The 24,023-nt window shown below is 41.9% G+C and carries 18 protein-coding genes; 11 read left to right on the top strand and 7 right to left on the bottom strand.

Annotation, left to right across the window (positions count from 1 at the left end):
- Nucleotides 1-8: 8 nt before the first annotated feature.
- Complete coding sequence (gene menI, locus D3222_RS10990; protein WP_011146847.1) at nt 9-425, bottom strand: 1,4-dihydroxy-2-naphthoyl-CoA hydrolase; 417 nt, start codon at nt 423-425, stop codon at nt 9-11.
- Complete coding sequence (gene ydiJ / locus D3222_RS10985) at nt 422-3,481, bottom strand: D-2-hydroxyglutarate dehydrogenase YdiJ (protein WP_118986191.1); 3,060 nt, start codon at nt 3,479-3,481, stop codon at nt 422-424. The genes menI and ydiJ overlap by 4 nt, the downstream gene beginning before the upstream one ends.
- 223 nt (nt 3,482-3,704) lie before the next feature.
- Between ydiJ and ydiK the strand changes: the two genes are divergently transcribed.
- Entirely contained in the window at nt 3,705-4,814 is a 1,110-nt protein-coding gene (gene ydiK / locus D3222_RS10980) for an AI-2E family transporter YdiK (protein WP_118986190.1), read from the top strand.
- A gap of 443 nt (nt 4,815-5,257) precedes the next feature.
- On the opposite strand, the gene ppsA is transcribed toward ydiK, so the two are convergent.
- Nucleotides 5,258-7,636, bottom strand: a complete 2,379-nt coding sequence (gene ppsA / locus D3222_RS10975; protein ID WP_118986189.1) for a phosphoenolpyruvate synthase — start codon at nt 7,634-7,636, stop codon at nt 5,258-5,260.
- Nucleotides 7,637-7,848: 212 nt separating this feature from the next.
- Between ppsA and ppsR the strand changes: the two genes are divergently transcribed.
- From ppsR to D3222_RS10935, 8 genes are all read left to right on the top strand, one after another.
- Nucleotides 7,849-8,730, top strand: a complete 882-nt coding sequence (gene ppsR / locus D3222_RS10970; protein WP_118986188.1) for a posphoenolpyruvate synthetase regulatory kinase/phosphorylase PpsR — start codon at nt 7,849-7,851, stop codon at nt 8,728-8,730.
- A gap of 141 nt (nt 8,731-8,871) precedes the next feature.
- On the top strand, nt 8,872-9,918 hold the full coding sequence (locus D3222_RS10965) for a 3-deoxy-7-phosphoheptulonate synthase (protein WP_118986187.1): 1,047 nt from the start codon (nt 8,872-8,874) through the stop codon (nt 9,916-9,918).
- A 170-nt stretch (nt 9,919-10,088) separates the two neighbouring features.
- A complete protein-coding gene (gene hemP, locus D3222_RS10960) occupies nt 10,089-10,286 on the top strand; it encodes a hemin uptake protein HemP (RefSeq protein WP_118986186.1) in 198 nt (65 codons plus the stop codon).
- 89 nt (nt 10,287-10,375) lie between these two features.
- Nucleotides 10,376-12,394, top strand: coding sequence for a TonB-dependent hemoglobin/transferrin/lactoferrin family receptor (locus D3222_RS10955; protein ID WP_118986185.1), 2,019 nt, complete (start codon nt 10,376-10,378; stop codon nt 12,392-12,394).
- 30 nt (nt 12,395-12,424) lie between these two features.
- The gene (locus D3222_RS10950; RefSeq protein ID WP_118986184.1) at nt 12,425-13,498 is read left to right on the top strand and encodes a hemin-degrading factor; all 1,074 of its coding nucleotides are present in this window, start codon (nt 12,425-12,427) and stop codon (nt 13,496-13,498) included.
- Nucleotides 13,495-14,316 carry a heme/hemin ABC transporter substrate-binding protein gene (locus D3222_RS10945; protein WP_118986183.1) on the top strand — a complete coding sequence of 274 codons (822 nt, stop codon included), beginning with the start codon at nt 13,495-13,497 and terminating at the stop codon, nt 14,314-14,316. The genes D3222_RS10950 and D3222_RS10945 overlap by 4 nt, the downstream gene beginning before the upstream one ends.
- Nucleotides 14,313-15,314, top strand: coding sequence for a FecCD family ABC transporter permease (locus D3222_RS10940; RefSeq protein WP_118986182.1), 1,002 nt, complete (start codon nt 14,313-14,315; stop codon nt 15,312-15,314). Before D3222_RS10945 ends, D3222_RS10940 begins: the two co-directional genes overlap by 4 nt.
- Nucleotides 15,314-16,108, top strand: coding sequence for a heme ABC transporter ATP-binding protein (locus D3222_RS10935; RefSeq protein ID WP_118986181.1), 795 nt, complete (start codon nt 15,314-15,316; stop codon nt 16,106-16,108). Before D3222_RS10940 ends, D3222_RS10935 begins: the two co-directional genes overlap by 1 nt.
- A 49-nt stretch (nt 16,109-16,157) precedes the next feature.
- On the opposite strand, the gene D3222_RS10930 is transcribed toward D3222_RS10935, so the two are convergent.
- Nucleotides 16,158-16,772, bottom strand: a complete 615-nt coding sequence (locus D3222_RS10930; protein ID WP_118986180.1) for a hypothetical protein — start codon at nt 16,770-16,772, stop codon at nt 16,158-16,160.
- Between the two features lie 263 nt (nt 16,773-17,035).
- On the opposite strand from D3222_RS10930, the gene D3222_RS10925 reads away from it, so the two are divergent.
- Nucleotides 17,036-17,401: a helix-turn-helix domain-containing protein gene (locus D3222_RS10925; protein ID WP_112875747.1), complete on the top strand. Its 366-nt coding sequence runs from the start codon at nt 17,036-17,038 to the stop codon at nt 17,399-17,401.
- A gap of 680 nt (nt 17,402-18,081) precedes the next feature.
- Here D3222_RS10925 and D3222_RS10920 read toward each other — a convergent pair.
- From D3222_RS10920 to D3222_RS10910, 3 genes are all read right to left on the bottom strand, one after another.
- Nucleotides 18,082-18,588, bottom strand: a complete 507-nt coding sequence (locus D3222_RS10920; protein ID WP_118986179.1) for a hypothetical protein — start codon at nt 18,586-18,588, stop codon at nt 18,082-18,084.
- A 614-nt stretch (nt 18,589-19,202) separates the two neighbouring features.
- Nucleotides 19,203-19,658 (bottom strand): hypothetical protein, encoded by a 456-nt coding sequence (locus D3222_RS10915; RefSeq protein WP_118986178.1) that lies wholly within the window; start codon nt 19,656-19,658, stop codon nt 19,203-19,205.
- 171 nt (nt 19,659-19,829) lie between these two features.
- Nucleotides 19,830-20,717 carry a LysR family transcriptional regulator gene (locus D3222_RS10910; RefSeq protein WP_118986177.1) on the bottom strand — a complete coding sequence of 296 codons (888 nt, stop codon included), beginning with the start codon at nt 20,715-20,717 and terminating at the stop codon, nt 19,830-19,832.
- A gap of 552 nt (nt 20,718-21,269) precedes the next feature.
- On the opposite strand from D3222_RS10910, the gene D3222_RS10900 reads away from it, so the two are divergent.
- A complete protein-coding gene (locus D3222_RS10900; RefSeq protein ID WP_118986175.1) occupies nt 21,270-24,020 on the top strand; it encodes an amino acid adenylation domain-containing protein in 2,751 nt (916 codons plus the stop codon).
- The last annotated feature ends 3 nt before the right edge of the window (nt 24,021-24,023 follow it).

The following is a 24,023-nucleotide window of genomic DNA, read 5'->3' as shown; positions in this document are numbered from 1 at the left end:
TTTGTATTTTATCCAGGCAAAACTGATGTGGTTAATCGAGAGGTACAGCACAAATGTTGCCGCTCATCAAAAATATCAATTCGCCACACCTGGTGATTGCGGCCAATATGAAGAGGTTTACATACGCCTTTCACTTCACCACTACGAACCGACCGAATATGGTTAGCATTGATTTCCAACCCAACAACTTTTTTCTCACCTTCGGAACAGAGATACCCAGCTAAAGAACCGAGTGATTCTGCCAGCACAACAGATGCCCCGCCATGCAATAAACCAAATGGCTGACGCGTGCGATAATCAACCGGCATTGTGCCTTCGATATAGTCATCACCGATATGCGTGATTTTTATGCCCAGATGGCCCATCATACATTGGCTATTTACTTGATTCAGGCTATCCAGTCCAATATCACGTTTCCAAATCATGGGATTATCTCCAATAAAGCTTGCAACGGATGCTTAAGTACTTGCCCTTCTATCCGCTTAACCTGACTGCGGCAGGAATAACCGGAGCTTAAACAACGCTCCAAGGGTAATTTCTGCAAGGCAGGTTGCCAGGATAATTTATAGATACCAATAGAGTGTTCTATGTTTTTGTTTTCATGACCATAGGTTCCAGCCATGCCACAGCAGCCTACACTGATATTATCCAGCTTGCTACCCAACCGATGGAAAATTTTTCCCCACTGTTGACTACTGCCCGGTAGCATAGTCACTTCGGTACAATGTCCAAATAGATACCATTTATCACCGGATCTTTCTTCACGGTCACTTTTCTCTGGTAAGGTATTAATCAACCATTCATGAACAAGCTGAACCTCAAACTTGCCACGCCGCTCTCCCAGAATTTCTTTATATTCGTCCCGGTAGCACAGTACCAGCGCTGGATCGACACCGACCATTGGAATACCCAACTCAGCAACCCGGCTCAAAAAATCTGACGTCTTTTTGGCCGTTTTAGCAAAACGGGATAAGAAACCTTTGATATGTTGTGCTTTGCCGTTTGGAGAAAATGGCAGCAATACGGGTTTATATCCCAATTTTTCTACCAAACAGGCAAAATCAACCACAACTTTAGCATCGTAATAGCTAGTGAACGGGTCCTGAACGATCAACACATGTTCGTTACGATGAACCTGTTCCATTTTTTCAAGCTGTTCCAGTGTGGTCGAAAGTGCATAATGACCCGCCAGTTGTTGGTGCAGCGTCGGGCTGGATAACAGAGGTAAATCCACCATGCCGATAGTCCGGCGACTCAATTCTTGCATCCACGGCTGTTTCAGGAAGAAATTAAATAGCCGAGGAACCTTAGCCATTAATGGCGTACTGCTTTCCGCACTCGCCACGATATGATCACGTAAAGGGCGAAAATAACGACCGTGATATAACTCAAGAAAACGTGCACGAAATGATGGAACATCAATTTTAATCGGGCACTGCGTTGAACAAGCTTTGCATGCCAGACAACCAGACATTGCCTCTTTCACTTCGTGAGAAAAGTCATACTCCCCGCGCCATGCCTGCCAGCTATTGCGAGTCTTTTCAATCAACCCACGCAAACTTGGTCGTTTTTGTTCTAATCCCTGTTTCAATAGCGTCGGGTCCACACCCTGTTCAGTCAAAAGACGCAGCCATTCACGCACGAGTGTCGCGCGTCCTTTCGGCGAATGGATACGCTGCTGACTCACTTTCATTGATGGACACATCGGGCTTTTTACATCGAAATTAAAACAGAGCCCATTCCCATTACACTCCATAGCGCCACGGAATGTATTCTTTACATTTATCGGAATTGTCCGGTCATACGTTCCTCGCTTAACCGCATCGACTTTCATCATCGGGGCATCAACCCCCATCGGAGGACAAATTTTACCTGGATTCAAGCGGTTATCCGGGTCAAAGGCGGCCTTGATCCGGCGTAATTCTTCATACAAGATGCTACCGAAAAATGCCGGGCTGTATTCAGCGCGAAACCCTTTACCATGCTCTCCCCACAACAAACCACCATAACGTGCGGTGAGACTGACAATTTCATCAGAAATCTGTTTCATCAGTATCTCTTGCTGAGGATCGCACATATCCAGCGCCGGCCGAACATGCAGCACCCCCGCATCCACATGACCAAACATGCCATAATTGAGATGATGGCTATCCAATAGCTGCCGAAATTCCGCAATATAATCAGCAAGATACTGTGGCGGCACACACGTATCTTCTACAAAAGGAATGGGTTTCGCCGCACCTTTACTGTTACCCAACAAGCCAACCGCTTTCTTGCGCATTGCATAAATACGCTCAATATCAGCTAACTCTCGGCAAATTTGATAACCAATAACGCCAGCTTGATTACCATCCATCAGTTCATCAAGGCGCTGACAAAGTGTTTCTACTTGCCGATCTATCAAAGGTTGATCATCGCCACTGAATTCAACAATATTCAACCCCTGCATATCTTTGTTAGGAACATCCGTGATCAATTCCTTAACTGAGTGCCAGACGATATCTTCACGCGCTAAATTCAGCACCTTGGAATCCACGGTCTCAACCGATAATGCCTTTGCCTCCACCATAAAAGGAGCATTACGCAGTGCAGAATCAAATGAACCATATTTCACATTCACCAACCGCCTAACTTTTGGCAGCGGGGTAATATCCAAAACCGCTTCGGTAATAAAGGCTAGCGTTCCTTCTGAACCGGTTAAGATACGGCCTAAGTCAAACTTTCTCATATCGTCACTGAAAACATGGCGCAAATCATAACCGGTCAAAAAGCGATTAAGTTTGGGAAATTTTTCAACGATAAGTTCACGTTGTTCACGGCAACGACTAAGCACTGTGTTATAAATGCGACCGGTAACCGAATCTTCTTGCGCAATCGATTCCGCCTGGACTATATCCATGGCGCGGGTGTCAAGTAATTCCCCCCCTAATAGAACTGCCCGTAGGCTAAGAACATGATCAGAAGTTTTACCATAGACCAGTGAGCCCTGACCGGATGCGTCGGTATTAATCATACCGCCCAATGTTGCACGGTTACTGGTTGAAAGCTCCGGTGAAAAGAAATAACCATATGGACGCAAATATTGGTTCAGTTGGTCTTTAATCACCCCCGCTTCAACTCTGACCCAACCTTGCTCCGGGTTAATCTCAAGGATTCGATTCATATAACGAGACATATCCACCACAATACCATCATTAAGCGCCTGACCGTTTGTGCCTGTACCGCCACCACGTGGAGTAAATGTCAAATTCTGATATTCTTTTTCACCTGCAATTCGAGCCAGTAAAACCACATCTGCACTGGATCGAGGGAAAACGACAGCCTGTGGTAAGAGTTGATAGATACTGTTATCCGTCGCCATTGTCAGACGATCGGCATAACTGCTGGCAACATCTCCGGTAAATCCTTGTGCCTTTAATGTATCCAAGAATTTCTGTGCGACCTCACTGACGTGCGGTGCTTGTGATATGCGTGGGATCATTATCGTTTTGACCCTTTTAAAATGAGTGTCCACATTGCTTTATTTATACTATCTTTGAATCAATGCCTTAATCAGCCGTAACCATTTACTACCGTTAACTGATTTGTCTGAGAAGGCAAGCGTTTACCTTATCATAATATTCACCTATTTTGAGTAACCCGTAGATAACATCCTATGTATTCATTATCTTTAGCGCCACTAAATCCCTGAGAGAAATTAACTTATGGACAAATCTCAACCGTATTATGACCTACCAAAACTATTATTTACTTTAATTTTCCTGTCACTGTTAATTGTTACCAGCTTTTGGGTGATTAAGCCCTTTATCTTTGGTTTTGTCTGGGCCGGCATGGTTGTTATCGCCACCTGGCCATTATTAGAAAAACTACAGAACAGTTTATGGGGTAAACGCTGGATTGCTGTCTCCATCATGACGCTACTGCTAATTCTATTATTTGTGATCCCTATTGCATTACTGGTCAGTAGTTTATTGGAAAACAGCGCGCCATTAATCCAGTGGGCTAAATCCCCCTCTCATTTTCAGATACCGACAATGACCTGGCTGAATAGTATTCCTCTGGTTGGCGATAAACTTTACAGCGGTTGGAACTCACTCATTACTGATGGTGGAAATGTTCTGATAGCTAAAGTCCAGCCTTATGTTGGAGAAGCAGCAACCTGGTTCTTTACTCAGGCGGCAAATGCCGGGCGTTTCGTATTCCATCTCTGTTTGATGGTGCTATTCAGCGTGCTCTTATATCTAAAAGGCGAACAGGTGACGATAAGCATTCGCCATTTCGCTATTCGCCTGGCAAGTAAACGCGGAGATGCCGCCATTCTGTTGGCAGCACAATCCATCCGTGCCGTAGCGCTCGGCGTGGTGGTTACCGCATTGGTTCAAGCCATTATCGGTGGTCTTGGCTTGGCTGTTTCAGGCATTCCTTATGCTACGTTGCTGACAGTACTCATGTTTGTCTGTTGTGTCGCTCAACTCGGTCCATTATTGATTTTAGTTCCCGCTGTTGCCTGGCTTTATTGGACAGGTGATACAACCTGGGGAACCGTGCTACTGGTCTGGAGCTGTATCGTAACGACAATGGATGGATTTCTTCGCCCATTTTTAATCCGTCTGGGCGCAGATTTACCTATGGCGCTGATATTAATAGGTGTTATTGGTGGAATACTCTCATTTGGCATGATTGGCTTATTTATCGGCCCCGTTGTATTAGCCGTTGCTTATCGTTTATTAATCGCATGGATGAATGAAGTTCCAGAGCCTGAAAATGATTTAGCCGAAACTGAAAAATATTTGGAACAGGAATTTTCAGAATAAATTTGTATGATAATTAATCCTGACTTATGTAGCGAAAGAGAATTAGCTCTTTCGCTAAAGCATAATCTTATAAAGCTTATCACTCTTCTGAGATGCTCATTCATTAAATATCATTATTGTAAAATAATTGTTAAAAATTAGTTAAATTTGGCTCATTATAGCCGTAAATAATACGGAAATTAGGACAATTCTTAATGAATAAACTATTTAACTAAATTAATATAAGCGGGCTATGAACGAGACGTTTATTTCTCCTTTTAATGGTTCTACTTGTTAGAAACGCTTATATTGCTGTGTGTAGTCCTTGCCTATCACGCCCATGATAGGCTTTTTTTTTCGCTATTTTTATACTTTTCCGTAAAACTATAATTAACGACTCTAGTTGTTAGAAAGCCCGCCATTATTTTGACGGGCCTTTAGTTTCAATTGAGTATTATTCTCAATTAATTCACTTTCGCTAATCCTAACCAAGTTTTTACAACGGTATCTGGATTTAATGACAGGCTATCAATCCCTTCTTCCATCAACCAATGAGCAAAATCCTGATGGTCCGAAGGCCCCTGACCACAAATTCCCACATACTTGTTTTGACGCTTAGCCGCCTGAATAGCTAACGAAAGCAGAGCCTTGACCGCATCATTACGCTCATCAAATAGTTCGGATACCACCCCGGAATCCCGGTCCAAACCAAGAGTCAGTTGAGTCATATCATTAGAACCAATAGAGAAGCCATCAAAATGTTCAAGGAACTGTTCTGCCAGAATTGCGTTGGACGGAATCTCACACATCATAATGACTTTCAATCCGTTTTCACCGCGCTTCAACCCTTGAGATGCCAGTTCAGCAATCACGGCTTCAGCCTGTGCTACCGTACGAACGAACGGGATCATAATTTCAACGTTGGTCAACCCCATATCATTACGTACACGTTTAACGGCTTCGCACTCTAATGCAAAACAGCGACGGAAACTGTCGGAAACATAACGCCCTGCACCACGGAAACCGAGCATAGGGTTCTCTTCATCAGGTTCATAAATGTCACCACCAACCAGATTGGCATATTCATTGGATTTAAAATCAGACAAACGGACAATAACCCGTTTCGGCCAGAATGCAGCCGCCAGAGTGGCAATCCCCTCCGTCAAGCGCCCAACATAGAACTCAACCGGATTGTCATAACCTGCCATCAGCGATTTTATCTCTTGCCGCAATTCGGGAGTTTGCTGATCAAACTCCAGTAATGCACGGGGATGTACACCAATCATCCGATTAATAATAAACTCTAAACGAGCAAGACCTACGCCATCATTCGGCAAACGGGCAAAATCAAATGCACGATCTGGATTGCCGACGTTGAGCATAATTTTTACATCAAGCTCTGGTAATTGATCGACTTGAGAACTTTGTACAGTAAAATTCAGTTGATTCTGATAAACAAAACCCGTATCACCTTCCGCACAGGAAACTGTCACCGACTGATTTTCTTTCAGGCGCTCTGTTGCATCACCGCATCCAACCACTGCGGGAATGCCCAATTCACGAGCAATAATCGCGGCGTGACAGGTCCGGCCACCGCGGTTAGTCACAATCGCAGCGGCTTTTTTCATAATAGGCTCCCAATCCGGATCAGTCATGTCAGTGACCAGAACATCCCCCGGTTGGATACGATCCATTTCATTCAAGTTGTGAATGACTTTTACTCGACCCGCACCAATACGATGGCCTATGGCTCGCCCTTCCACCAATACCTGACCTTGTTCATTCAGTTGGTAACGCTCCATAACCTGCTGGTTTGAGCGGACAGTCTCAGGACGCGCCTGAACAATGTATAACTTGCCGTTATGACCATCTTTAGCCCATTCAATATCCATTGGCCGGCCATAATGTTTTTCAATTAATAACGCCTGACGCGCCAATGCCTCAACTTCTTCATCAGCCAAAGAGAAACGATGGCGTTGTGATGCTGGTACATCTTCGATACGTACCTGCTGACCATGTTCTTTATTGTCAGCATAGATCATATGCAGTTTTTTAGAACCTAGATTGCGTCGCACAATGGCCGGTTTACCCTTATTCAGGGTTGATTTATGAACATAGAACTCATCCGGATTCACAGCGCCCTGAACAACCATCTCACCCAATCCGTAAGCAGAGGTAATAAAAACAACCTGATCAAACCCTGATTCAGTATCAATAGTGAACATCACACCGGAAGAGGCGAGATCAGAACGCACCATACGTTGTATACCCGCTGATAGTGCAACCCCCCGATGGTCATATCCCTGATGGACACGATAGGAAATAGCGCGATCATTAAACAATGAAGCAAACACATGCTTGATGGCAACCATCACGGCATCAATGCCTTGCACGTTTAGAAAGGTTTCCTGCTGCCCGGCAAAAGAGGCATCAGGCATATCTTCAGCCGTTGCCGAAGAACGTACGGCAAAAGAGGCTTCGGGCTCTCCTTCAGACAACTGTTGATAAGCATCCTGAATATCTTTTTCCAGTTGTGGCAGAAATGGCGTATCAATCACCCATTGGCGAATTTGTGCGCCTGCTTTAGCCAGTTGATTGACATCATCAACATTCGTTTCATCCAGCAAGTCATAAATACGCTGATTGACACCACTTTGTTCCAAGAAATCATTAAATGCCTGTGCTGTCGTGGCGAAACCATTCGGGACAGAAACCCCCAACTCTGACAGGTGAGTGATCATTTCTCCCAGGGAGGCGTTTTTACCACCAACCCGGTCAATATCATGCATACCTAATTGGTTATACCAAAGCACATTACGCGGGGTGAGGTTATTATTGGGCATTAAAACAATCCTTTTAGCATTTGGGTACAAATCGGAAAATTGGCACTGCATAGAGCAGTCATAAATAGACTAACACAATGTTTTCGCACACATAGAAAGGTGAATCGATCAACCCAACATATTATTTTTTTCTTAGGTATACTTTGCAGAAAATCGATACTCGGTTTCATTTAACTAAACGATTGGAAAGATAAAAGGTCACTATAAATATCATGGCAGAATTCAGATTAGAAACATCAGCGGAACGTAATAGTCGTAATAGTGTTGAAAGTGTTGAACGCACTGTTTTTTTTATTTCAGATGGCACGGCAATTACCGCGGAAGTATTGGGCCATGCTGTTTTATCACAATTTCCCATCAAAATAACTTCTTATACTCTTCCTTTTGTTGCCAGTGAAACCCGCGCGGAAGAAATAAAGCAACAAATAAATCAGATATATCAGGATACGCGTATAAGACCTTTAGTTTTCTATTCCATTATCTCTTCTGGAGTGAAAAATATTATTACCAGTAGCGAAGGATTTTGTCAGGATATTGTACAAACACTGGTAGCTCCATTACAGCAAGAAACCGGGTTGGAACCCAAACCCGAACTTAATCGCACTCACGGCCTGACTGAAAAGAACCTCAGTCAGTACGATGCGCGTATAGCTGCTATTGATTATGCTCTGGCACATGATGATGGTATCTCTTTACGTAATCTTGACCAGGCACAAGTTATCTTATTGGGCGTATCCCGCTGTGGGAAAACACCCACTAGCCTCTATTTAGCCATGCAATTTGGTATTCAGGCGGCAAATTATCCTTTTACTGCGGATGATATGGACAATCTACAATTATCTGCGGCATTAAAACAATTTCAACATAAATTATTCGGTTTAACTATAAGCCCTGAACGGCTGGCAGCGATTAGGGAAGAACGTCGAGAAAATAGCCGTTATGCATCATTGAGGCAATGTAGAATAGAAATTTCTGAGGTTGAAGCTTTATTCCGTAAGAATAAGATTAATTATCTTAACACCACCAATTATTCTGTTGAAGAAATCTCAACCAAAATAATCGACATGATGAAGCTGAATCGCCGAATGTTTTAAAAATATATCAATAGGAATAATGGAAAAAAATTTATCATATGATTAATTATATCATTTGTTTAACTTAGTCATTTTCGTTTATTGTAATTTCAACTATCTATAGATATGCCTGTTAATGTGAAACGAACTTTGAGAAAATATATGTACAAAACAGATGGTTTAAGGACTCACCGTGTCGATAGTTTGGTAACACCTCAAACTCTTGCAATTCAATTTCCCGTGTCCGAAAAAATCGCTAATAATGTGACAGCGTCACGGAAGCGTATTGCCGATATTCTCTGCGGGAACGATCCACGGCTGATGGTCATCATCGGTCCTTGCTCTATTCATGATATTGATGCTGCTCTGGATTATGCTCAGCGACTGAACAGATTGCGTGAAAAATACCAGCACAGACTGGAAATTATTATGCGCACCTATTTTGAGAAACCGCGCACAGTGGTGGGCTGGAAAGGTTTAATTTCAGATCCCTATCTCGACGGCTCTTGCCAGGTAAATCGGGGTATTACTTTAGCCCGGAAATTATTGGTTGACGTCAATGAGTTGGGTTTACCTACGGCAACCGAATTTCTGGATATGGTGACCGGCCAATATATTGCCGATCTAATCAGTTGGGGCGCTATCGGAGCCAGAACAACAGAAAGCCAGATTCACCGAGAAATGGCATCCGCCCTCTCCTGTCCAGTTGGCTTTAAAAATGGGACGGATGGCAACATCCGTATCGCCATGGATGCAATCCGCGCAGCCGGTGTCTGTCACACATTGCTCTCGCCAGATCAGCACGGTCAGATGACCATCTATCAAACCGAAGGCAACCCATACGGCCACATTATTATGCGTGGAGGCAAACAGCCTAATTACAGTGCCAAGGATATTGCTACAGCTTGTACTCAACTACGGGAATTTAATTTACCAGAACATTTAGTTGTCGATTTCAGTCATGGTAATTGTCAAAAAATTCATAAACGCCAACTGACGATAGCAAAAGAGGTGGGCCACCAGATTCAAGAGGGTTCTACCGCTATTGTCGGTGTGATGGCTGAAAGTTTTCTGGTTGAAGGCACCCAGATAGTCATTCAGGGACAACCGCTAAATTACGGTCAATCGATCACAGATCCTTGTCTAAACTGGCAAGATACAGAACAGCTTATTGACATTCTCGCCGAAGCAGTAAGTTACCGTTTCTGAATCCTTATTCCGAGTTAGCCTTTTTCATTCATGAGGCTAACTGACAACACATTAATTAAATTTCATTAATGTGTTAATCCTGACCACCAAAAATATTGCTTGAAGTCACCTCTTTATATAACGATAATAATTCTCACTATGATAATAGTTAGTATTCGCAAAGTGGTTTTATGAGTAAAATATGTCACCAACATTCTTGCATTGCACTTGAAAAACAATGCAACACCTATCCTGCTGAAATTGTAGAAATTGGCTACATTGACAGTAAACAACTATTAGGTGAGCTAGGAATTACCAGAATTCGTCACCAAGGAGAATTCTACCAATTGCGCCAAACTAAAGCCGGTAAGCTGATACTAACTAAATAAACTAATAACTCAGCCAGCCACCCAGATCGCGTATCGGGGCAGCCAGCTATATCCATAACTCATAAAATATTATTATGGAGATTCGTCTGATGTCTCAATCTGCAAGATCAACACTCAAACTATCAGCCTTAAGCTTGGCAATGATCAGTAGTATTCCCGCTGTTTATGCAGCAACAAAATCGCCCGATGCCAACAGTGATAAATCATCCCGCGAGGTGATAACTGTTTATGCAACAGGTAATGAAAGGGATAGTTTCGAAGCTCCCATGATGGTGACGGTAATAAATAATAAGTCGCCACAAAGTCAGACAGCCGGTAATGCTAGCGATCTCATCAAAAAAATACCCGGCATTAATATAGCTGGTACAAACCGTGCTAATGGGCAAGATGTTAGTCTGCGTGGTTATGGCCCAAAAGGTGTTTTGACGTTGATTGACGGTATTCGCCAAGGTACCGATACCGGCCATATCAATGGTACGTTCCTGGACCCAGCACTCATTAAACAAGTCGAAGTTGTACGCGGCCCTTCTGCCCTACTTTACGGCAGTGGTGCCTTAGGCGGGGTTATCGCTTATCAAACCGTCGATGCCGCAGACCTTCTGCAAGCTGGTCAAGATCACGGATTCCGCGTTTTTGCCCGAGGTGCAACAGGTGACCATAGCATGGGCTTTGGTGGTGCAACTTTCGCAAAATCGGCATCCCTGGATGGTATATTTGCCTTCAGTACCCGTGATTCAGGCAACATCCGTCACGGTGGTGGTTTGGTTGGCGATAATGATGAATTTATCAGTAATCTGATGGCAAAAGGCAGTTGGAAAATTGATGACAACCAGTCCCTAAGCAGCCAATTACGTTATTACCGTAATGAAGCTAATCAACCTAAAAATCCACAAACACTCACCGGAAAAAATAAAGATCCTAATACTTGGACTGACCGCACGACAACTCAACGTGATGCCCAACTTAGCTACCAATTAAATCCAGCGGAATATGATTGGTTAAATGCCAAAACTGACCTTTATTATTCCGATATCACTATTGATGCCCGTACTAAGAAAAAGGGGTTCGAAGGTCGTAAGCAAAAAACCTATGGCGTAAAATTGGAAAACCGCTCCCGCCTGTGGACAGATAGCCCTCTGGCTCATCAATTTACTTACGGTGGTGAAACTTACAAACAGAAACAGACTCCAGACGGTAATACAGATAGCTTCCCTAACGCTGATATTCGTTTTTATTCCGGTTGGTTGCAAGATGAGATAACCCTACGAGACCTACCAGTCTCTATTATCGCCGGTACTCGCTATGACAACTACAAAGGAACGAATTCTAAAGATGATGTCAGCGCTGATAAATGGTCTTCCAAAGGGGCTATTAGTATTACGCCAACTGACTGGTCGATGCTATTTACCTCTTATTCTCAAGCTTTCCGCGCACCAACGATGGGAGAAATGTATAACGATTCCATGCATTATCCTGGAAACTTCTGGACCCCTAATCCAAATCTCCGTCCAGAAAGCAACGAAACGTGGGAGTCTGGTTTTGGATTGCGTTTCAATGATCTACTAGCAGATAACGACGAGCTGAAATTTAAAGCGAGTTATTTTGATACTAAAGCCAAAGATTATATTAAATCAGATGTCGTCAACCGAGGAAGGAACACAACATCTATTAATATATCTAGCGCCAAGATCTGGGGATGGGATGCTTCCATCAACTATGAATCCAATCTGTTCTCTTGGGAACTGACTTACAACCGCACAGAAGGCAAAGATGAAAAAAGCGGTGGATCTCTTGATAACCTCAGCCCAGATACTATCACCAGCATACTGGAAATCCCTATTGAACAAACCGGTTTCTCTGTCGGCTGGGTAGGTCAATTCACCAAGCATACTGATTTCAAAGGTAAAGATGCTAGAGGTAGAGATCCTAAACAACAGGCAGGCTATGGCGTTAATGATTTCTATATCAGCTATCAAGGTGAAGAAATGCTCAAAGGTGTGACTACTACGGCAGTTTTAGGCAATGCTTTTGATAAAGAATACTACTCACCACAGGGAACACCGCAGGATGGCCGTAACGCCAAACTGTTAGTCAGTTACCAGTGGTAATTAAATACATGTATTTCAAGGAGTTAAATTGTGAATTCTTCACTTTATGAACGTTTTCTACAAGCCAAATCTGATAACAAAGCCAAATATGCCCGTGATCTGGCTGCCTATCTGAATGTCAGTGAAGGTGAATTATTACATAGCCGCGTTGGTATCGATGCCAAACGCCTTAATGTTGACGCCCCAACTTTACTGGAAGAGTTGGCCGTTGTTGGTGAAATTAAGGCGATCACCCGCAATGATTTTGCTGTTCATGAACAAATTGGTCAGTATGAAAATATACGTTTCAGCAGCCACGCAGGGCTGGTCCTGAACCCTCGTGAACTCGACTTGCGGATATTCTTTGGATATTGGAGTAGTATATTTTATCTGGTTGAACCCGCAAAAAATGGGGTGCGCCACAGCATTCAATTTTTTGATCATCAAGGTGACGCACTGCATAAAGTTTATGCAACAGGTAATACTGATATGACAGCCTGGGAAGCGCTGATCGAAAAATATCAGGCAGAAGATAACCCCGCACTGGTCATCAAACCTATAGAAGAAACCACCTATTCAACTCTAACCAATGAACTGAAAGCACAGCTTGATGAAGAGTGGCGAGTAATGACTGACGTTCATCAATTCTTCATGTTACTTAAACGCCATAATCTGAGCCGTCAACAAGTTTTCAACGCGGTACAGGATGATCTCGCTTACAAGGTGGAAAATTCTGCATTGAATGATCTCATCAATGCCGCTTATAACGATCAGAATGAAATCATGATTTTCGTCAGCAATCGTGGTTGCGTGCAAATTTTCACCGGAAAACTGGAACGCCTGATGCCATATCAGGAAGAAAACTCAGATCAGAAATGGATTAATATCTTTAACCGCAATTTCACACTACATTTAATAGAGAGTGCTATTGCTGAAAGCTGGGTAACCCGTAAACCAACAGAGGATGGTTTTGTCACTAGCCTTGAGCTATTTGATGCTAATGGCAATCAGATTGCTCAACTGTTTGGTCAGCGTACAGAAGGCACTCCTGAACAAACTCAGTGGCGTGAGCAAGTGGCTGCTCTGCCAAAACTGCAATCAATACAGGAAGAGCGTGTAGCATGAAACAATGGCTTCTGACATTTGTCCTTGCGGTATCATCGTTCAGTGCTTTTTCCACTGAACGGATCGTCACTATCGGTGGCGATGTATCTGAAATTGTTTTTGCACTTGGTGAAGGTGAAAGAGTTGTCGCCAGAGACAGCACCAGCCAGAAACCAACCGAATTGCTTGCCTTACCCGATGTCGGCTATATGAGAATGCTTAATCCTGAAGGTATTCTCTCTATGAATCCGACACTGGTGCTAACCAGTGAGTTGGCAAAACCTTCACTGGCACTTAAGCAGCTCCAGGATTCTGGTGTAGAAGTGATTCAGATAACCGGAAAAGCAGCGTTAGAAGCCGTTCCTGAAAAAATTAAGACCGTCGCCAAGGCGGTCAATCAGACTGAACGTGGCGAACAACTGATTCAACAATATCAAAAAGCGCTGACGGAAATACCAACAACTACCTTGCCGACCCGTATTCTGTTTGTAATGAGTCACGGGGGTATCATGCCAATGGCTGCCGGCCAAAAAACCGCAGCGGACAAAATGATTCGCGCTGTTGGTGCCACTAATGCCATGCAAGGTTTCAACAATTACCGCCCACTTTCCCAGGAAGGTGTTATTGCCAGCGCACCAGATCTGTTATTGGTGACGGAGGATGGTATTAAATCAATGGGCGGTTTGGATAAAATCTGGCAATTACCCGGATTGAAACACACCCCTGCCGGCCAGAAACAACAAGTTTTAATTGTCGATGATATGGGGCTACTCGGTTTTGGCCTCAATACCCCCTCAGTAATGAAACAACTCAGACAGGCGGCGGAGAAGACTCAATGAGCCGTATGAAGTCTCCGGGATTGGGTTTGGCGTTTCTTTGTTTGTTATTGTCCGGGTTGGCTATTGGTTCTGCCAATATTGGTGCATTATCATTATCTTTCAAGACATTATGGGAATCCTCCCTTGGTGACCCCCAGTGGCAAATCTGGCTGAATATCAGATTACCTAGGGTGCTATTAGCCATACTGGTTGGTTGTGCTTTAGCTGCTTCCGGGGCTGTAATGCAAGGATTATTTCGCAATCCACTCGCTGATCCTGGCCTACTAGGTATCAGCAGTGGAGCCGCATTGATGGTTGCAATGGCAATTGTTCTGCCAATTAGCCTACCATCCGCAATTGCTGTGTACGGGCATATTATTGCCGCTTTTATTGGCAGCCTGTTAATTTCATTACTGATTTTTTCACTCAATAAATATAACTACGGAAATCTGGCCCGCTTATTACTAGCCGGGATTGCTATCAATGCCCTTTGTATGTCTGCTATTGGTGTCCTGAGCTATATCAGTGACGATCAACAGCTACGACAATTCTCCTTATGGATGATGGGTTCACTCAGCCAGATAGAGTGGCCGACGTTGGCAATTACAGCTTCTTTAATTATTCCCGCCACTATCCTAACTTTCAGCCAAGCCCGTAAACTGAATCTGTTGCAATTAGGAGATGAAGAGGCCCACTATCTTGGTATAAATGTCCAACGCACTAAATTCCAGTTATTACTACTCAGTGCCCTACTTATTGGCAGCGCTGTTGCACTAAGTGGTGTTATTGGATTTGTTGGGTTGGTTATCCCGCATTTGATCAGAATGCGATTTGGTGGTGATCATCATTGGCTACTTCCCGGTGCTGCTTTAGGCGGAGCTTCTCTTCTGCTTACCGCAGATACACTAGCAAGAACATTGGTCTCACCAGCAGAAATGCCCGTTGGCCTAATCACTGGTTTGATCGGCGGTCCATATTTTCTATGGTTGATACTCAAACAACCAGGGAGCCGCACATAATGGATGCCATAAAAAATAATATTTCTCTGCAAGCACAGAATTTAAGCTATTCAATTGGCAACCAGAAAATAATTGATAATGTTTCGCTCTCGGTAAATAAAGGCGAGATTGTCGCCATCATTGGACCAAATGGCGCAGGGAAATCCACATTATTGCGACTATTAACGGGATATATAAAATCTGAACATGGGCAATGTTATTTACATGGAATACCTCTTGAGCAATGGCCTGCTGAACAATTAGCGCGCACTCGTGCCGTCATGCGTCAACATAGCTCGCTCTCCTTCCCTTTCAGCGTGGAAGAAGTGGTCGCCATGGGGCGCTCTCCTCACGGTATTCGTCATAAACAGACAGCAATTGATACTGTGATTGAACAAACGGATTGCCAAGAGTTACGTCACCGTGACTACCGGCAACTCTCCGGTGGTGAGCAGCAAAGAGTACAACTCGCTCGTGTCCTTGCCCAACTTTGGCATCCAACACCAATAGAGTGTTGTTTGTTTCTTGACGAACCGACATCAGCCCTGGATCTCTACCACCAGCAACATACTTTGCGTCTGCTTTACCGACTGACACGGGAACAACCTATGGCTATGTGCTGTGTTCTACATGACTTGAATCTTGCTGCTCTCTATGCAGATAAAATCTTTCTATTACATAAAGGGAAGTTAGTCGCTGCGGGTACACCAGAAGAAGTACTGAATGATCATACTCTGAGAAAATGGTATCAAGCAGATCTTGGCATTACCCGCCATCCCGAGACTCAACAACCTCAGATTTATTTGAGGCAATAACAGCAAATCTGACAGGCAAATTATTTCAATCGATTGCCTGTCTTACTTTTCACTGACGAAATTTTATTGCATCAGGCAGATACCAAAAAGTTGAAATCAAGCACAAGCAATAACCCAGAAGTTCACACCCTTCTTCAACCATATTTTTTGCTGTTCGATCAAAATGTTCGAGCATCAAACCTTTCCATAATTCTCCCATACCAAACAAACGGGAAAAAACCAGTACACACAAAATACCTGCAACCATCATGCTGTAACTTTGATGGCGCGTAAAATGAACAAGCCCAACCAACGTATCCCTACCTTTATAAACAGCGTAAAAAATACAAATTAGCGCTAACGGAATAGCAATCCACGCCCAAGCACCATGAAATATTTCATCAAATATAGCATCTAGCTCTCTTATCAATAAACAAGCAAAAAAACCTGATATCAAGACTAATGCAGGACGTAATTGACTATTCTTTTTTGCTTCCAGCAGGAATACAGCAGAAATAACAAACAATATACTCTCCTGAGCAATTTCAGTTAATGAGTTCTCCTTCACTGCATTCTGCAAATAGATAACATCAATAAAGAGTAAACCTATAACCATGGCTAAAATAAGAGCATAAAGAACAAAAAACGCCAACTTTTTAGTTAAAAAAGCCAAGTCCGATTGCATTACAACCTCCATTAAATTAAATGACGAACGATGATACTGTTTTAAATAAATTAATGAAGATCATTTAATGCTACTTATTATTAAAACAAAGGAAATTTGCATCAATGATAATAATTATCAATTATAAATAGCACTTTTTGCCTATAGATATCCCGGATTTATTTTAAAATACACCTATTAATAACTATCGTTATTATCTTTATGAAAATAACTAACGAAATCTAATATTTTAGCAACTAGCCCACCATCAGTGGGAGGTGAAAATGTCAGAAAGTGTAGTAAATGATATTGTCAGATGGCTCGAAACTCAGCTCCAACGTAACGAAGGTATAAAAATAGCGACCATTGCTGACAGAAGCGGTTATTCAAAGTGGCATCTACAAAGAGTGTTTAAAGAAGTGAAAGGCTATACTCTAGGTGAATATGTTCGTAAGCGGCGTTTACACGAAGCAGCAAGATCTTTGCGCGAAGAAAACCTACCAATTCTTGATATTGCCTTACAGTATGGTTTCAGTTCTCAGGCAACATTTACCCGGATCTTCAAAAAGCACTTTAATACCACTCCCGCTAGATTTAGAGAAAATGGTAATCTACCTGAATTAAAGTACTTCTTAGGTCATAAGCAATAACCGAGAGCGCCTAATAACCTTATTGATAGTATTCCCTAATGGTCAATATTTTATTGACCATTTAACTCTTATACTATTTGAATTCACTAACACTATAATAGATCAAAAAACCAAATAAGGATTTTCCAGATAACTATTGGCTAGTCCCGTTTTATTCACTAGAAATAAAGAACAATTACCACATATACCAGCATAAGTGATTTCGGATAATAACTTTATTAAATGACAATAAAATCCATTCGATTTTATAATCCACGATAAATAAACTGATTAATATAATTAAAAAACAAAAATATTTTCATACAAATCATAACTATAATATACAGTATTCTTTATTCAATCAACAAGATCATTTTCACTGTCAACAAGCAGGTAAAAAACACTAAAAAAACCGATCATAAATATTAAAACACTGTTCCTAAAATTTAGGGTATGTTCAATTGTTAAAAAGTAAAAACCCTGAAGACTGAACGTCAGGGTTTCTATTTATAATTAATTCCAATTCACTATTTACCCCAATAGACGTTATTTTGCAAAAATCTTAAACACTACCCAAGTCTAAAATGGCAAATAAAATAACATAATGGGATAGGATTTTAATACCTTTAACGTAAATAATAGCGAATAATATTTTCTATAAGAATTCTCATTCCTATCATTCCTAATTTTTACCGTCCTTATCATCCCCCGGTTCTGCCTCCCGTTCCACCTCCTGAATTACCGCCTGAATTACCGCCTGAACTACCTCCTGAATTACCGCCTGAATTACCGCCTGAATTACCGCCTGAACTACCTCCTGAACTACCTCCTGAACTACCTCCTGAATTACCGCCTGAATTACCGCCTGAACTACCTCCTGAACTACCTCCTGTTCCCTTAATTAATACGCCATTGATATATCCATGTTTATTATATTCATATCCGGTAGTTCTAATAGTGACTTTCTTTGAATTAAGATGTGCAAGAATCAAAGTTATTAAACTACCATTCCCTTGATAACCACCAGCAGAGTTATCCAGAAGAAAATCCCGTGAAGCACCTTTATCATCAACAATGACGACATGAACATTGTTTCTAGCTATTTCTGGAGCAATTTGAATAGAGGATATAGTTACATCAGAGATCGATACATTAGAGATCGATACATTAGGGTTAACTATATTATTAGAATTGTTTTGATCAATCATAATATATTATTCCTTATAAGATTAAATTCACACCAAGTTATAAATATGGAAATTCATATTAAACCGAAAAACTCAACTAATTTACTGAACATCCATATTCAACCATCATAGCCCATACACTTATAAAAAAATTAAAACACTTTCTAACTTTAAAAATAGTGTAGAACCAATAGTGCGTCAATAAAATACCAAAGAAAATCAAAACTAAAAAAAATAAACATTCAACACTAATTTATAATAACAAATTAAATTACCGTATGTTTTTTTATTTTTAACCCAGTGCTAACATAACTCATATATTGTGTTATTTACACTAAACATACAGTAAAGAAAAAATCCTCCTAATAGTAGTGGTTAGTAATTATATTATCAACAGAAAATTCAAGATAAAAAATATAGCGGACAGATAATCAAAAAACTTACATAATCATAGCAGTAGAGCGAGATCCTACTATACATATATTTAACTGAACATCAATTCACTAAGCAGAATTAGTCATGAGATGTTCACTTCAAAGCAAAGTAATATCTGCGATTATATGGCCGATACAATAGATAACGGGGGAACTCTGTTTAGCATTGAAATCCGATCGGCCATTAAAAATCACTGTTCACTACTTCATAGTAAATTCAACTGACCATGCGTAGGTAAGATAATTAGTATAGGTGATGGTTGCATTACAAACAGCCCCACTACCGGACGTTGCTCCTTTATTCCATTTCGGAATTTTAACGCCATTAACATATGTGTTCACAAAAGTGGTCATAAATTCGCAGGTTTTAAAACCTATCTTATATCGCACCATCGCGTAGTTTACGTCAGGTGAAATTGGGCTTTGAACCTGATAACTATTAACTTCTCCTGGCCCTACGCTTGAACTAGGTTTAGGTGTTGCATTCACGTATGTACCGGATTCATTATTAGTAATGATGGTATAAACAGCATCCGCGCTACCAGGAACACCAAGATGCTTAAATGTCACTGTTACGGGCGGACCTGCATAAGCGACACCTGCGACAGTTAGGGAAGCAGTTGCAAACAGGGCCAACAACGACTTGCGTACTAACATGTTAGATACTCTCCTTTATGTTGTTTAGAATGGCTTACTGCGTTTTAATACAACTTTCTCTTCTATCTTTTGCTTCTAGAAAGTTATTGGAGCGCACGATATATGCGCCAATTCCATAAAGTAAATTTTCGCTTTATGTATCTATAATATAGACCACTTTGCAGAACTTATTTAAAAAGGTAAGAGGTTCTCCGCCATAAAATCTACAAATACTCTGACCTTAGGGGATAAATGACGGCTTGATGGCCAAAGTATACGAAAAACTGTGGAACTTTCGTTATATTTATCCAAAATAGTGACCAAAGAACCTTCTTTCAACTGTCGGTAAACAGCAATATTCGGCACACAAGCTATCCCAAGACCATGCTCGGCAAAACAGACTTGCGGTTCTAAACTATCCGTTACCATATTGCACGGTAAGTTAAGCTCAATTTTCTTACCATCACGATTCAAAGGCCATACATTTAATTTCCCATTTGTTGGAAAGCGATATAATAAGCACGAATGGCTAACAAGATCTTCTGGTTCTTCTGGAAAACCTGCGGCCGCAAAATAGGCAGGAGAGCCGACAATAACCTGACGGTAAGAACCAAGCACCCTAGACATTAATCTGGAATCACGTGGATCACCGGTTCGGAGTACAGCATCAAATCCCTCTTCAATAACATCCACTATTCGATCGGAACAACTTATATCAAGTTTAATCTCTGGATAAAGGCGATTAAAAGCAGCAAATTTCGGCATAAACAACATACCAACTGACGGTAGGCTAATCTTTAGCTTGCCACTTGGCATTTTCTGCATCTGAGATAGTTCAGTTTCCGCAGCCTCAACCTCATCGAGGATTCGCTTGCACCGCTCAAAGAATAATGTCCCTTCCGGCGTTAATGTGACGGTTCGCGTAGATCGATGGAAGAGGCGTATTCCCAGACGCTCCTCTAACCGAACAATAGCCTTACTAACCGCCGACGAAGAGATGCCAAGTTGTTGACCTGCAACTGTGAAGCTACGGGCATCCGCCGCCCGAACGAACACGTTCAATGATCCCAAACTATCCATATTTCCCCCATTGCTGACAGATTGGTCATAAGTGTTTTGAACATCATCCTACTGTTCACTGGTCTATGGTAGCAAGTAGTATAGGCATTAGGAGAAATTATCTTATATCTACATATTTATTAATAAAAAAAACAGATAACTCAGGTTTGCTAAATACAAGAATCATCAAATCGATAGAGATAATTTATCCCAGATATTTGATAAATATACCTAATAGATTTCGAGCCGCAGCGCGGCGGCAAGTGAACGAATCCCCAGGAGCATAGATAACGATGTGACTGGGGTAAGTGAAAGCAGCCAACAAAGCAGCAGCTTGAAAGATGAAGAGTATAAACGTCAAAATGGAAAAAGAACAAAAATGATAGTTAATAATATTGAATTACCGCAATTTATTGAATAGCCCCTTCCTAGAGGAAGGATTTATAAGACCAGGAAATGATTTTCCTAAGTTGGAATATTTTAATTTTATTCCACAGGAATATCAGCCAGTTAAAGAAGAAGCCAATATGCCCCCCTTTTGGCTTCTCTCCTTAAATAAAGGTATAAAATAAGATGCAATCAACTCTCCCAATAATCAAATGGCGAAAAATATTAAAAACAGAACAGTATCGAAAATACGATATCTCCAGCGCTCAACCGGAAAATGAAAATTGGACAACGTTAAATAACATTAAGTTACCCGCGAGTTTTCAACGAAAAGAGTGCCTACCGGGATTACTCTTTTCACACGTCCGGTCAACTCCTTGGGCTACAGCAATCATCCACGGTGAAGAACGACTCAGTTATTTGGAAATGGCAATTGGCAGTGTGCATCTGGCCTGCTATCTGCAAAACCTGGGATGTTTAGCGGGTGATTGCGTCGGTATCTTTGTTGAACCATCGATTGAACAGATGATCGGAGCTTGGGGAATTCTTTTTGCTGGTGGTGCGTACCTGCCATTGTCTCATGATTATCCAGAGGAACGACTTCGTTACATGATCCACGATAGCAATCTGAAAATTATATTTACCCAAGAAAAATTAAAGGAAAAATTGGCCAGGTTGGTTGCAGAAAATATCCACATCGTAACGCTTGAAGGCGTGGAGCAATCATTAGAATCCCGTGCCATTACCTGCAACATCCTCCATGACTACCTTAGCCCGGATAGCTTGGCTTATGTCATTTATACCTCTGGAAGTACAGGGAAACCGAAAGGTGTAATGATTGAGCATCGCAGTATCATTAACCAAATGTGCTGGTTAAATGAAAAATGCGATTTAAACATTGAAAAAACAATTATTCAGAAAACGCCCATCAGCTTTGATGCAGCTCAATGGGAAATATTATCAGTCAGTTGTGGTAGCCGGGTTGTTATTAGTTCATCTGGAACACACAGGAATATTCCCCAACTCATTGACCTGATTATTCGCCACAACGTGACCACGTTACAGTGTGTTCCCACGCTACTACAAGCACTGATCGATAATCACAAATTCCGGGAATGCCACTCCCTTCGGCAAATATTCATCGGAGCAGAGAGCCTATCAAGAAAACTCGCCACTCAATGTATCCATGCACTACCAAACTGTCTACTGATTAATATGTATGGCCCGGCGGAATGTACAATTAATGCTTCCGTTTTCTTTGTTAATCACTACCCAATATCTGACGAAGTTAATTCCGTCCCTATTGGTAAGCCGGTATCCAATACGGAATTTTTTATTCTCGATCATCACTATCAGCCCGCCTCGGAATATGAAATTGGAGAGATTTATATTGCAGGCACTCAAGTCGCAAGAGGATATCTGAATCGTCAGGATCTCACGGAAAAGCACTTTCTTGAAATTGCGATACCACCCAATACGCAAAAAATTCGGCTTTATAGAACCGGAGACCTGGCCTATTGGGATAAAGATGGGAATGCCCACTTTGCTGGCCGGAAAGATAATCAAATTAAAGTGAGAGGGATGCGGGTCGAATTAGAAGAAATAAAAAATGCAATAGAGGTTATCGATCAAGTGAAACACGCTGCAATTTTGGCAGAAAAAGACCCCCAACACCGTTCGACACAATTAACCGCCTGTATTGAATTAGCAGATGAAACAATACGCCAGCAAGCAAAGTATGACATCACTTCAATTCTGCGGAGTGAACTTAGCAAAACATTACCGGACTATATGTTACCTGACAGATTTTTGTTCCTGGATACCATGCCTCTCACTTCCAGTGGAAAAATCGATTTCGACACATTGCAAGCACTGGTCAGCACAGTACCACACAGTCCACAGGTACTCCCAAGCACCTCGACAGAAACACGGATCGTAAAGATATGGGAAGAAGTACTAACGCGAGAAAGCATATCTACCGAAGATGACTTCTTTGCTTTAGGCGGAAATTCTCTGATAGCCGTCCATCTGATACAACGTTTAAATGAAGAATTTGCGTTATCGCTACCTCTCCATACTCTATTTGAGGCCGCAACGGTTAAACAATTGGCAAAAATCGTTGAAGGTGAAGTAACCAGATTACCTTCACGATTGGCCTGCTTACAGGCAAAAGACGCTGGATTACCTGTCTTTTGCTGGCCAGGATTGGGTGGATACCCAATGAATTTACACTTGCTAGCTACACAGATCCGCACTGATCGATCATTTTATGGCATCCAGGCTTACGGAATTAATGAAGGAGAGGTTCCATACTCCACCATAGCCGAAATGGTGATTCAAGACATAACAGAAATCAAAAAATTACAACCTACCGGCCCATACACGCTATGGGGATATTCTTTTGGCTCTGTATTGGCTTTCGAAGCAGCTTACCAATTAGAACGAGCCGGAGAACGTGTCGAAAAGGTTGTTCTCATCGCGCCAGGGCTCTCGAAGATAAAATATCACGTTAATTCCACGGGAACAGAAAACGGGTCTACTTATCAGAACAGTGAGTTGGTATCACTATTATTCTCTGTATTCGCGGGCACTTCTCACAGCTCAGCTTTGAGTGAATGCCTGGCTAACGTTATCGATGAGCAAAGCTTTGTCTCTTTTGTTCATAAGCACTACCCAAACCTGGACCCTACGTTAATTGTTCGAATTGCCAGGATAGTTATTCAAACCTACGGACAAAAATATTCAGCGGCAGAACTGCAAGAACGAATAATCAAGGCACCAATTACGGTGTTTAATGCACGTGATGATGCCGTTTCTTTTATCGAAGAAGCAACACCATACCTAAAACATCCCCCAGAAAACATCAATCTTAACGTTGATCATTTCGAGGTACTTAAGGAGTCAGGTGTTAACGAATTAGCTCGATTCTTGAGTTGATTG

Origin of the sequence: Photorhabdus sp. CRCIA-P01 (assembly GCF_003545805.1) — a bacterium.
In the GTDB taxonomy this organism is placed as follows: Bacteria; Pseudomonadota; Gammaproteobacteria; order Enterobacterales; family Enterobacteriaceae; genus Photorhabdus; species Photorhabdus antumapuensis.
Note: the sequence above shows the minus strand (reverse complement) of the source record. Positions and strands in the feature narration are given on the sequence as shown.

What these genes read in the sequence shown, in the direction of transcription:
- menI (WP_011146847.1), bottom strand. Translation starts at nt 425, where the DNA reads ATGATTTGGAAACGTGATATTGGACTGGATAGCCTGAATCAAGTAAAT.
- ydiJ (WP_118986191.1), bottom strand. Translation starts at nt 3,481, where the DNA reads ATGATCCCACGCATATCACAAGCACCGCACGTCAGTGAGGTCGCACAG.
- ydiK (WP_118986190.1), top strand. Translation starts at nt 3,705, where the DNA reads ATGGACAAATCTCAACCGTATTATGACCTACCAAAACTATTATTTACT.
- ppsA (WP_118986189.1), bottom strand. Translation starts at nt 7,636, where the DNA reads ATGCCCAATAATAACCTCACCCCGCGTAATGTGCTTTGGTATAACCAA.
- ppsR (WP_118986188.1), top strand. Translation starts at nt 7,849, where the DNA reads ATGGCAGAATTCAGATTAGAAACATCAGCGGAACGTAATAGTCGTAAT.
- D3222_RS10965 (WP_118986187.1), top strand. Translation starts at nt 8,872, where the DNA reads ATGTACAAAACAGATGGTTTAAGGACTCACCGTGTCGATAGTTTGGTA.
- hemP (WP_118986186.1), top strand. Translation starts at nt 10,089, where the DNA reads ATGAGTAAAATATGTCACCAACATTCTTGCATTGCACTTGAAAAACAA.
- D3222_RS10955 (WP_118986185.1), top strand. Translation starts at nt 10,376, where the DNA reads ATGTCTCAATCTGCAAGATCAACACTCAAACTATCAGCCTTAAGCTTG.
- D3222_RS10945 (WP_118986183.1), top strand. Translation starts at nt 13,495, where the DNA reads ATGAAACAATGGCTTCTGACATTTGTCCTTGCGGTATCATCGTTCAGT.
- D3222_RS10940 (WP_118986182.1), top strand. Translation starts at nt 14,313, where the DNA reads ATGAGCCGTATGAAGTCTCCGGGATTGGGTTTGGCGTTTCTTTGTTTG.
- D3222_RS10935 (WP_118986181.1), top strand. Translation starts at nt 15,314, where the DNA reads ATGGATGCCATAAAAAATAATATTTCTCTGCAAGCACAGAATTTAAGC.
- D3222_RS10930 (WP_118986180.1), bottom strand. Translation starts at nt 16,772, where the DNA reads ATGCAATCGGACTTGGCTTTTTTAACTAAAAAGTTGGCGTTTTTTGTT.
- D3222_RS10925 (WP_112875747.1), top strand. Translation starts at nt 17,036, where the DNA reads ATGTCAGAAAGTGTAGTAAATGATATTGTCAGATGGCTCGAAACTCAG.
- D3222_RS10920 (WP_118986179.1), bottom strand. Translation starts at nt 18,588, where the DNA reads ATGATTGATCAAAACAATTCTAATAATATAGTTAACCCTAATGTATCG.
- D3222_RS10915 (WP_118986178.1), bottom strand. Translation starts at nt 19,658, where the DNA reads ATGTTAGTACGCAAGTCGTTGTTGGCCCTGTTTGCAACTGCTTCCCTA.
- D3222_RS10910 (WP_118986177.1), bottom strand. Translation starts at nt 20,717, where the DNA reads ATGGATAGTTTGGGATCATTGAACGTGTTCGTTCGGGCGGCGGATGCC.
- D3222_RS10900 (WP_118986175.1), top strand. Translation starts at nt 21,270, where the DNA reads ATGCAATCAACTCTCCCAATAATCAAATGGCGAAAAATATTAAAAACA.